10 protein-coding genes and 1 pseudogene are annotated in these 10,654 nt (G+C 60.4%); 7 read left to right on the forward strand and 4 right to left on the reverse strand.

Annotation, left to right across the window (positions count from 1 at the left end; translation table 11 throughout):
- Both QZ326_RS08610 and dnaG read right to left on the reverse strand, forming a co-directional pair.
- A partial coding sequence (locus QZ326_RS08610) for a sigma-70 family RNA polymerase sigma factor (protein ID WP_295743975.1) occupies positions 1-892 on the reverse strand: 892 nt, incomplete at its 3' end.
- Positions 885-2,672: a DNA primase gene (gene dnaG / locus QZ326_RS08615; RefSeq protein WP_295743978.1), complete on the reverse strand. Its 1,788-nt coding sequence runs from the start codon at positions 2,670-2,672 to the stop codon at positions 885-887. The genes QZ326_RS08610 and dnaG, both read right to left, overlap by 8 nt.
- Before the next feature lie 226 nt (positions 2,673-2,898).
- Here dnaG and QZ326_RS08620 point away from each other — a divergent pair, with 226 nt between their 5' ends.
- The 3 genes from QZ326_RS08620 to QZ326_RS08630 all read left to right on the forward strand — a co-directional run bounded on the left by QZ326_RS08620 (position 2,899) and on the right by QZ326_RS08630 (position 5,350).
- Entirely contained in the window at positions 2,899-3,501 is a 603-nt protein-coding gene (locus QZ326_RS08620; protein WP_295743981.1) for a 4'-phosphopantetheinyl transferase superfamily protein, read from the forward strand.
- A gap of 173 nt (positions 3,502-3,674) precedes the next feature.
- Positions 3,675-4,226, forward strand: a complete 552-nt coding sequence (locus QZ326_RS08625) for an RNA polymerase sigma factor (RefSeq protein WP_295743984.1) — start codon at positions 3,675-3,677, stop codon at positions 4,224-4,226.
- Positions 4,223-5,350 (forward strand): hypothetical protein, encoded by a 1,128-nt coding sequence (locus QZ326_RS08630; protein WP_295743986.1) that lies wholly within the window; start codon positions 4,223-4,225, stop codon positions 5,348-5,350. The genes QZ326_RS08625 and QZ326_RS08630 overlap by 4 nt, the downstream gene beginning before the upstream one ends.
- Before the next feature lie 248 nt (positions 5,351-5,598).
- Here the strand turns inward: QZ326_RS08630 and gdhA are convergent, their stop codons facing one another.
- Positions 5,599-6,948 (reverse strand): NADP-specific glutamate dehydrogenase, encoded by a 1,350-nt coding sequence (gene gdhA / locus QZ326_RS08635; RefSeq protein WP_295743989.1) that lies wholly within the window; start codon positions 6,946-6,948, stop codon positions 5,599-5,601.
- Positions 6,949-7,215: 267 nt separating this feature from the next.
- Here gdhA and QZ326_RS08640 point away from each other — a divergent pair, with 267 nt between their 5' ends.
- The 4 genes and pseudogenes from QZ326_RS08640 (at position 7,216) to QZ326_RS08650 (ending at position 10,088) form a co-directional block, all read left to right on the forward strand.
- Positions 7,216-7,779: a phosphoribosyltransferase family protein gene (locus tag QZ326_RS08640; RefSeq protein WP_295743992.1), complete on the forward strand. Its 564-nt coding sequence runs from the start codon at positions 7,216-7,218 to the stop codon at positions 7,777-7,779.
- 266 nt (positions 7,780-8,045) lie between these two features.
- Positions 8,046-8,468: a hypothetical protein gene (locus QZ326_RS08645; protein WP_365328837.1), complete on the forward strand. Its 423-nt coding sequence runs from the start codon at positions 8,046-8,048 to the stop codon at positions 8,466-8,468.
- A gap of 12 nt (positions 8,469-8,480) precedes the next feature.
- Positions 8,481-8,606, forward strand: a pseudogene (locus tag QZ326_RS13435) (hypothetical protein); the annotation flags it as partial.
- Between the two features lie 63 nt (positions 8,607-8,669).
- The gene (locus QZ326_RS08650) at positions 8,670-10,088 is read left to right on the forward strand and encodes a hypothetical protein (protein ID WP_295743995.1); all 1,419 of its coding nucleotides are present in this window, start codon (positions 8,670-8,672) and stop codon (positions 10,086-10,088) included.
- Positions 10,089-10,180: 92 nt separating this feature from the next.
- On the opposite strand, the gene QZ326_RS08655 is transcribed toward QZ326_RS08650, so the two are convergent.
- Positions 10,181-10,654, reverse strand: a 474-nt coding sequence (locus QZ326_RS08655; RefSeq protein WP_295743998.1) for a methyl-accepting chemotaxis protein, incomplete at its 5' end; no start/stop codon positions are given.

Here is a 10,654-nt window from a genome sequence, read left to right on the forward strand (position 1 = left end):
GGATCCACCAGGTGGCGTAGGTGGAGAACTTGTAGCCCTTGGTGTAGTCGAACTTCTCCACAGCCTTGATCAGCCCCAGATTGCCCTCCTGGATCAGATCCAGGAAGAGCATGCCCCGGCCCACGTACCGCTTGGCGATGGACACCACCAGCCGGAGGTTGGCCTCTGCCAGCTTTTGTTTGGCGATCTCGCCCTTTTTGAAGTCCTTTTTCCAGGTGGCCTCATCCTCGGCGGAAGCGGTGACGGACATGCCGCCCTCCCGCTGGTGCCTGAGCTCTGCCAGTTTTTCGGCGGCCTCGTTTCCGGCGGACATGGCCTGGGCCAGATCCACCTCCTCGTCGGGAGTGAGCAGGGGCACCTTGCCGATCTCCTTGAGGTACATCCGGACGGGATCGTCCAAAGAGAAGTTGTTGACCAGGGTGTTGGGGTCCACCAGTTCCTCTTCCTCCACGTCGGCGATCTCCTCGGCGGCGGGCTCGTCGTCGGGCAGGTCCCGCAGCAGCAGGTCGTCGGAGCTGATGTCGATGTTCAGCGCCTCCAGAGAGTCATACAGCTGGTCCATCTGGTCGCCCTCCAGATTGAGGTCGTCCACGGCGTCCATCAGCTCGGCAGACTCCAGCTTGCCTTTTTTCTTGCCTCGGGCCAGCAGTTCCCGCAGCTTTTCATTGCCGCTGAGCCAGCTGGCGGCGGGCAGGGCCGCAACCTGCTTGTCGTCCAGCCGGAGGATGCCGGCCTTCTTGGCCTCCTCGTCGGTGGGGACCCGGGGGAGCTCCGCTTCACCCTTTTTCCCGGACGTGGCATCCGGTTTATTTTCCTCCGCCTCAGCGGCGGCCAGCAGCGCGTCCGCCTGCTGCTCCAGTTCCATGGGGGTCAATTCTTTTTCATTAGCCATGAAGCTTTCCTCCAGTACCTTTCTTGTTCTTGCTTTTTTCTATAGCTGCCGACAGCGGATCGCCTCCGCTATTGTTTCTCCGGCTCCATTCCTCCAGAATGGTGGTTATGTAGTCAGCAAGTGCCTGCCTGCTGTTTTTGGCCGATTCTGGCTGTTGACATACAGCGGTAATATGGCTCATCTCCTCTGACGTTAAAACAGCGTCTAGGATTGCTAAGGTTACGTTTCGACCCTCTTCTCGGGCTTTCCACAAGAGGGAAAAGACACGGCCTAACAGCGGGGAAGAAAATTGTTCCTCGTGTATAGGCGGCTGAGAAGGAAAAAGACTGTCGTCCAGCACTAATAAACGGAGCAAACCCTCTTCTGCTCTGGCGGAACGCATATTTTCATATCGCATAGAGCGCTCTTTTGGTTGTAATTGAGCCACCGGATTTAAGTTTTTCCGTTCTTCTGCGCGGTCATCTTTGCGGATTTTTTGCTTTCGGGCACGCTCAACATCGAGTTTCATAGCATCAGGAGTAATACGGGCGGTTTCAGCAGCTTTGACAGAATAGATTTCTCTTTCCACTTCGTTTGGAAGTGTTGCCAGCAGCTTGCTGATCTCCTCGCCATAAGCGACTCTCTCTTCGTCGCTGTTCAGGTCGTACTTCCCGGCGATCTGGGCCATGCGGAACTCAATACCGTTTTCACTGCCGCTGAGCAGCCGTTCAAAGGCGCCGGGACCCTGGTTTTTGATGAAGTCGTCCGCGTCCTGCTTCACCAACTCCCCGTCCTCTGTCCGCCGCCGGGGCAGCTGGAGGACCTTCACGGAGAATTCCGAGTTGTTCAGAATCTGCAGTGCCCGCTCCGTGGCGGTCTTTCCGGCGTTGTCATTGTCGTAGCACAGAACCAGCTCCTTGGTGAAGCGGGAGAGAAGCCGGGTCTGCTCCACCGTCAGCGCTGTGCCCATAGAGGCCACGGCGTTGTCAAACCCCGCCTGGTGCAGGGTGACGATGTCCAGGTTGCCCTCGCAGAGGATGATGTTGGGCCGCTTGGTTTTTTTTGCCAGATTGAGCCCGTACAGAACCCGCCGCTTGCTGTAAACCGGCGTCTCTGAGGAGTTCATATATTTGGGCTCGGACTTGTCCAGCACCCGGCTGCCAAAGGCCACCACGTCCCCCCGGGTGTCGATCACCGGGAGCATCAGGCGGTTTCGGAACTTGTCGTAAAAGCCGCCCTTCTTGTTGTCTACAATGAGGCCCGCCGTCAAGAGCTCGGACTTGGTGTAGCCCCGGGAGGTCATCTCGTTCAGTAGTACGTCCCAAGCGTTGGGGGAGGCCCCCATGCCGAACTTCACCGCGGTGTTCCACCGGATCCGGCGGCGGTCCAGATAGTCCCGCACTGCCTGGCCCGGCTGCTGCTGGAGCAGCTGGTGGTAAAAGCGGGCGGCGTCCCGGTTCAGCTCCAGGAGCCTGGCCCGGCGGCGGCCGGCCTCCCGGTCGACCTCCTCCTCCGGCACCTCCATTCCCGCCCGCTTGGCCAGAAAGCGCACCGCGTCGGGAAAGGTGAGGTTTTCCTCCTCCATGATGAAGTTTACCACGCCCCCGCCTTTTTTGCAGCCGAAGCAGTAGTAAATCTGCTTGTCCGGGGCAACGGAAAAGGAGCCGGTCTTTTCGCTGTGGAAGGGACAAAGGCCGAAGAGGTTGGCGCCTTTGCGCGTCAGCTGGACGTAGCTGCCCACCACGTCCACGATGTCGCATCTGGACGTAAGCTCGTCCAAAAAGCTCTGGGGAAACGCCATAGGCCGGCTCCCTCCATTTCGGTCAGTTTTTCCAAATTTCCCGCCGGTCATACAGAAAACCGGCGCTGAAATAGACCACGGTATTTTAGATATACCCCGCGATAATGAAATTTCCTCTTTTTTTTCACAAATTTTTAGAAAATTTTTGTGGGAAAGGAGGATTTACACCAATGGGAGGAGTGGATACAATAGAGTGGTCTGATTTTGATTGTAAAGGGGGGAGTGTATGTCGATAGAGCTGTGGGCCGTCCGGTTGGAGAGGCCATTGACGAAAGAGGAGACGGAGATTATGATGGCAATACTCCCGCCGGAGCGCCGGGAACGGCTGCTGCGCCTCCGGCAGGAGGAGCGGCGGCGGGAGCCGCTGTGCGCCTATTTTATTTTACAGCAGGCCTTGGAAGAACAGTACGGCTGGCGGGAGCTGCCGGAGATCGCCCTGACAAACCGGGGAAAGCCCTACTTTCCGCAGCACCCGGAGGTGCAGTTCAACCTGAGTCACACCGCCGGCGCGGTGCTGGTGGGCCTTGCCGACGAACCGCTGGGCGTGGATATTGAGCACATTCGTCCGGTGAGCCAGCGGGCCATGCGGCGGCTGGCGGACGTGGACACACGGGAGGATTTTTTCCGCAGCTGGGTGCGGCGGGAGGCCAGAGTCAAGCGCAGCGGCGAGGGAGTAGGCACCATGATGCGGAGGGAGACGCCGCTGTTGTACGGAGAGACCTACTATGAGATCGAGACCTTTCCGGGCTATGCGGCGGGAGTGGCCTCCGGCAGTTCGGAGAAGTCGGGAACCGTGCGGCGGCTGGTTCTGGGCGGAGCGCAGCTGTGAAGAGAAGCCGGGCCCGCTCTGGAATTTTGACCGGTCGGAGCACTCCGGATATTCCATTTGGGCAGCAGGCAGGGGATGGTCCCCTGCCTGTAATTTTTTTCGGCTGTGTGCAACCAAAGGCCGTCTCTCTCCGACTAAATATACGAAAGCGCTTTCAAAAGGAAGTGAACAACATGGAGGACAAGGACATCATCGCCCTGTACTGGGCGCGTTCAGAAGAGGCCATCCGGGCCACGGCGGGAAAGTACGGCGGCTACTGCGCCGCCATCATCCGCCGTGTGCTGGGGGACGGACGGGACGTGGAGGAGTGCTTGGGGGATACCTGGCTGGGGGCCTGGAACGCCATGCCGCCCCAGCGGCCCCAGCGTCTGCCGCCCTTCCTGGGCCGCATCGCCCGGAACACGGCCCTGGACCGCTACGACTATAACACCGCCCAGAGCCGGAGCGGCTGTGCGGCTGTGCTGGAGGAACTGGCGGAGTGCGTGGGCGGCGACCCCATGGAGGAGGACTTTGACCTGCGGCGGCTGGGGGAGGCCATCTCGGCATACCTGGACACTGTTTCGCCGGAGTGCCGCCGGGTGTTTTTGCGGCGGTACTGGTACTGCGACACCGTTCGGGAAATCGCCGCCGGGTACGGGTTTACCCAGGGGAAGGTGAAGTCCCTGCTCCACCGCGCCCGAAAGGGGCTGCGGGCCTATTTGATCGAGGAGGGGTACGACCTATGACAAAAGAGGAGCTGTTCCGCGCCGTGGGCGAGGTCCGGGAGGACCAGATCACAGAGGCGGAGACTGTGGGGAGAGGAAACCGTCCCTGGCGGCGGTATGGAGCCATGGCGGCGTGCCTGGCGGTGGTGCTGGCGGGGGCCTTTGCCCTGGAGCGCCTGGAGGACGCGCGGAAGTGGGCGGCATTGGAGGAGGGTTTTGATACCCTGTCTCGCCCTGAGAGCGCCCCGGACACCGGCGGCGGGGAGGATGAGGACCGCTGGGGCGTAAAAGTTGTGCCGTTCCATCCGGAGGAGACACAGGGGAGCGGCGCCGGTTTGGACGGAGCGGACTACTGGAACAACGCTGGAGAGCGTCCGGCCTCCAACTACTCCGTCAACGTGGAGATCGGGGAGCTGGCCGGCGGGACCCGGGATGACGCCGTCATGGGCGCGGAAGAGGATCGAGCGGAGGTTGACTCCGCCTCCTGTCTGGCGTGGCTGTCCCCGGAGGAGATCTTTGCCCGGGACACGGCGATCTTCCGGGGCACTGTCCGGGAACTGCGGTATTATGAGGTGGAAGAAGTGCGCCTGGGCGGCGGCAGAACGCGGTACACCGTGGCGTCGGTAGAGGTCACCGATCCCATCCGGGGGAATCTGGAGGAGGGGGAGATCCGGACCGTTCTCTATCCGGGGGGGCCGGATGTGTCCACCAGCCTCTCCGGCCCCCTGGATGCTCTGAAGGCGGGCAGCGAGGCCATTTTTATGCCGGAGAGAACCAATTGGGAGACCGGCGCTGGGAATGGCGCCTGTTACTTCTGCTATGCCGACTTGGCGGAGTACTACCTCTCCGAGGGGCTGCGGTACGTGTTCCTGGACACCGGGGACGGCCTGGCCTTTGAGCGGGGCCTCTATGAGGAGATCGCGGAGGCGGAGACCCTGGACGAGATCGCGGACTATATCCGGAGGATGATCGGAGAGGCGGAGCGGATGCAGCCCGCCGCGGTCCCCGCAGAGCCGCAGGCGGCCCCGGCGGAGATTGACCCAGCTCTGTTGGAACCCAGCTATGGCGTGGAGGGCCCCAACGGCGGGCGGGAACTTCCGGACGGCGCGGCGCTGAGCCCAGAGGATCTTTTAATTGGCGGTTGAAGGCTCTCCGCAGGAGTTTTGCGGGCGGCTTGACATCCATCGTCAAGTCTCTCTCGGCCCGTTCCTCCGGGCCGAGGGAGCGGCGAAATCAAGTGAAATCTGTTTTTCCCGAGGGCGTGTGCCTTGGGAAAACACCACTCAGTTCTGGAGTGTGCGAAGCCCCCATCTGCCTGCGGCAGATGGGGGCTGAGTGCGTGGAAAAACTGTGATTCACACACTGAAAATGGCCAGAGGCCGTTTTCAGTGAATTAAAAGACGCCCTGCGCCATCATGGCGTCAGCTACCCGCTGGAAGCCGGCGATGTTGGCGCCCGCCACCAGGTTGTAGCCCAGACCGTAGGTCTCGGCGGCCTCAACGCTCATATTATAGATGTTGTCCATGATCCGGTGGAGCTGCTTGTCGACCTCTTCCTCGGTCCAGATCAGACGCTCGCTGTTCTGAGCCATCTCCAGGGCGGAGGTGGCCACGCCGCCGGCGTTGACGGCCTTGGAGGGGGCCACGATGACGCCGGGCTGCTCCATCAGGAATTTCAGAGCGTCGTTGGTGGTGGGCATGTTGGCCACCTCAATATAATACTTTATGCCGTTGGCGGCGATCTGCTTGGCGTGCTCCAGATGCACGTCGTTCTGCATGGCGGAGGGCATGCACACGTCCACCTTCACGCCCCAGGGCTTCTGGCCCGGGAAGAACTCCACGCCGAACTTCTCCGCGTAGTCCTGGACCCGGTTGCGGCCGGAATTGCGCATTTCCACCAGATATGCGATCTTCTCCGGCGTGGCGACGCCGTCGGGATCGTACACGTAGCCGTCGGGGCCGGAGAGAGTGACCACCTTGGCCCCCAGCTCCGTGGCCTTCTTGCAGATGCCCCAGGTCACATTGCCGAAGCCCGCGCAGGCGATGGTCTTGCCCTGGATGCTCTCGCCCTCGTGCTTGAGGACGTTTTCCAGATAGTAAACAGAGCCGAAGCCCGTGGCCTCGGGCCGCACCAGAGAGCCGCCGGAGGCGAAGTCCTTGCCGGTGAGGACGCCGTTCTCCCAGGCGCCCCGCAGGCGGCGGTACTGGCCGAAGAGATAGCTGATCTCCCGGGTGCCCACGCCCATGTCGCCGGCGGGCACGTCCACGTCCGGACCGATGAAGCGGTGCAGAGCCGTCATAAAGGACTGGCAGAAGCGCATGATCTCCGCGTCGGACTTGCCGGTGGGATCGAAGTCGCTGCCGCCCTTGCCGCTGCCGATGGGCAGACCCGTCAGGGCGTTTTTGAAGGTCTGCTCAAAGGCCAGGAACTTGATGATGCTGAGGTTGACGTCTTTCTGGAAGCGAAGGCCGCCCTTGTAGGGACCGATGGCGCCGTTGAACTGGCAGCGCCAGCCGGTATTGGTGTGCCAGGCGCCGTCATCGGACATCCAGGCCACCCGGAAGCTGATGGTCCGCTCCGGCTCCACCATCCGCTCCAGCAGACAGGCCTTCTCGTACTCCGGGTGCTTTTCCACCACGGGCTCCAGGGAGGCGAGGACCTCCTCCACCGTCTGGATAAACTCCGGCTCGTCAGCGTGCTTGGCCTTGACGTTTTCGATGACTCTTGCGAGATATGCGTTCATCTGAGATGACCTCCTTCAAATCATAGGAATCCCCTCGGAAACAGCGGAATACCAATATTCCACTGTTATTCTAACACTTTCCGGAGAAAGAAGCAAGAGGGAGGCGGCGTTTCCTGGGAAAAAGATGGTGCGGAAATGTCAGGGACGCCGTCATAAAAACCCTGGAGTTTTATTCAGACAGTATTATTGACTTTTCACTGGGGCGGGGTATAATATTTCTGGAAAAAGCCCACTTGGAACGATTCTTTGAGAAGGGAAGAACGAGATATGAGTACATACCCGATTGAAGTGGCGGGCCTGCATCGGGAACTGCCCATCTGCAAAATTACGGAGGACCTGTATATCGCAGCCTTCATTGTCTTTGGCGATTCGGAGCTGACGGTGGCCTGCGCCCGGGAGCTTTTGAAGCTGGTTCCCGCGGACAGCTATGACTATATGCTCACCGCCGAGGCCAAGAGTATTCCGCTGATCCACGAGATGGCGCGGCAGTCCGGGGCGGAGAAGTATTTCATCGCCCGGAAGGGCCCCAAGGCCTATATGCCGGACCCCATCCATGTGACGGATAAATCCATCACCACCGCCGGGGAGCAGGAGTTGTTTCTGGGCCGGGACGACGCAGACCTGATCCGGGGGAAGCGTATTTTGCTGATGGACGACGTGATCTCCACCGGCGGCTCCCTCCACGCCATGGAGGCGCTGGTGGCCATGGCCGGCGGCACAGTGACCGGCAAAGTGGCGGTGTTGGCAGAGGGCGACGCCCAGAACCGGCCCGACATCAAATTTCTGGCGCCCCTGCCGGTGTTCAGCGCCGACGGGACGGCCAAAGGCTGAGCGGAGAGACAGGACCAAGCGTGGCGCGCCGTCACAGACGGCGCGTTCCTGGTTTGTCGGAAAAACCAAAATAGAAACCAGCAGTCCAACAGTCTGGGGAGGGGAGGAGCACGGGGGAGCGGGAGCCCCTTCGTGAAGAACCGGGCGTCTGCAAATGGCTGCGCGGCGTGCGTTTGCGGATTTCCGCGCGTGGCCCTGTCATCAGAACGGCCGAACAGTGGCTGTGCGCTGTTATCGGGTCAGGCGTGCGCAAGGAGAGGCGTACAGTGAGCGATATTATGGAATTTGCCAGCAGAGAGGAATTCAGGAAATGGCTCTATGAGCCTTGCCTGACAAGCGCCGGCGTTTGGCTTCTGTTTGGCAAGGCCGGAGGGCCGAAGACAATAAAAGCGGGGGAAGCGCCGGAAGAAGCGCTCTGCTTTGGATGGATCGACGGACAGGTGGAGAGGATCGACGATCAGGCGTATAAGAAATATTTTTCTTTGCGTAGAGAGAAGAGCAGGTGGTCGGAGAAAAGCAGGATGCTGGTCAAAAGCCTTGAAGAGCAGGGACTCATGACCGGTTTCGGCAGAAGGAAAATAGGGGAAGCCCAAAAAAACGGACAGTGGTACGCTCCAAAACCCGCGGCGATTACGGAAGAGGAAATTGCCCGTTTATCCGCGCTGCTGAGAGGATATGAGCCCGCCTGAACCAACTTTCAAGCCATGCCTCTGTCCGTGAAGAGGACCTACACGCGGGCGTATCTGGCCGCCAGGACGGATGCCGGACGGGAAAGGCGGATCGCCTGGATGGTGGACCGCCTCAATCAAAATCTGAAACCGGTGTGACGGGCCCGAATTTTCCGGAAAAAGTCTTTCCGGAGGGCCAGAAATGTGATATAATAAAAAATTATGAGAAAAAAGAGTGTTTATTACCTGCCGGGGATGACGCCCCTGGCCGTCTGTTCAGCGCTGTTCATGGTTTGCTCGGCAGTGGTGCGCATTGTGTGGGCCTGCGGGGAGACGTCTCTCTCCCGCTCCTTCCTGTGCCTTCAAATTCTCCTGCCTCTGGCAGCAAACGTGTCCTTTGTGCTGATCCTTCTGCGGGATGGGAAAGAGCGCCTGTTCCGCTCCGCCATCCCCGTATGGCTGGGGTGTGTGTTCTTCGCCGTCAAGGCGCTGGGATTTCCGTCCCGGCTGCACACGGCGCTGTGCCTGCTGCTGTATGCCCTGGTGGCGGCGCTGTATACTGCCACGGTGACGGGCCGTGTCCCCACCCAGAAGCTTTTGTGGCTTCTCTTCGGCCTGCCCCTGCTGTACCACATCTTTGTAGAGGACACCCGGAAGACCGGCTGGCCTGTCCACGACTGGCTGCCGGAGGTGTCGGTGCTTTTATGCATGGCGGCGCTGCTCAGTGTGTCCGTGGCCATGAAAAAGAGGACGCCGGAGGAGGGAGAGTATGTCCCGGGCTTCGGTGACCGGAACGACGGGCGGCGGCTGCGGTCCCTGTCCCCTATCTTTGCGGTGTCTCCCTATTTGATGAAAACCCGCAATACCTCCCAGAACTTCCTGGAGGACCACGTAGAGATCACGGAGATGGAGAAGTACATCGTCTCCAAGCGCAGGGCGGGGCTGAAAAACTTCGGAATCCTCCATGTACTGCTGGCGGCCTATGTCCGTGCCTGCGCCCGGTACCCGGGGCTGAACCGGTTCATCGCCGGGCAGAAGGTCTTCTCCCGGGGCCGGGAGATCGAGATCAACATGACCATCAAAAAGACCATGTCCGTAGACTCGCCGGACACAGTCATCAAAGTCATCTTCGATCCCGCCGACACGGCAGATACGGTCTATGGGAAGTTCAACGCCAAGGTTCAGGCGGTGAAGGACGCGCCCCTGGACACCGGCTTTGACAAGCTGGCGGGGGCCTTTAACCTGATCCCGGGACTGCTGCTGAAGTTCTTCGTCTTTCTGCTCCAGGCACTGGACTACTTCGGCCTGCTGCCCCGGACGCTGACAAAGCTTTCCCCCTTCCACGGATCGCTTTACATCACCTCCATGGCCTCTCTGGGCATTCCGCCCATCTACCATCACCTGTACGACTTTGGAAATGTGCCCGTATTCTGTTCCTTCGGCAAGAAGCGCCGGGTATTTGAGACGCTGCGGGACGGCACGGTGGTCCGGCGGAAGTACATCGACTGCAATTACGTAACAGATGAGCGGATTGTGGACGGGTTCTACTTTGCCTCCGCCCTGCGGTATCTCCACGGCCTGCTGGACGATCCCTGGCAGCTGGACACACCGCCGGAGGAGGTCGTTCCAGACCAGAGGTAAGGGGAATTTGGATTGTACCTTTTGAAGGCGAATCGGTTAAGGGCCAGGGGTCTGCACCCCTGGCCCTCTTATGTATAGTCCGTGTGGCCGGCTTAGAAAGAACTGTCTATATTCGCAGCCTGTTTCAGGCGGAAGGAAGCCACAAGTCCCTTGAGGAGGCTGGCCTGAGAGGACAACTCTTCACTGGCGGCGGCGGACTGCTCGCTGGTGGCGGAGTTGTTCTGGACCACGCCGGAGATCTGGTCGATGCCCTCGGTAATCTGGGTGATGGAGACGGTCTGGCTCTCCACCTCCTCCACTACGATGGACATCTTGGCAGTGACGCCGCCGGCGCTCTCACTGGTGCGTTCCAGGGCCTCGGTGACCTTATTCACCACATCGCTGCCCTCGGAGACGGCGGCGATGGAGCTTTCAATCAGGTCTTTAGTGGCCTTGGCGGCCTCATCCGACCTGTTGGCCAGGTTGCGCACCTCATCGGCCACCACGGCGAAGCCCTTGCCGGCGCTGCCTGCCCGGGCGGCCTCCACGGCGGCGTTCAGGGCCAGAATATTGGTCTGGAAGGCGAT

The organism is uncultured Oscillibacter sp. (assembly GCF_910587525.1).
Classification (GTDB): domain Bacteria; phylum Bacillota; class Clostridia; order Oscillospirales; family Oscillospiraceae; genus Oscillibacter.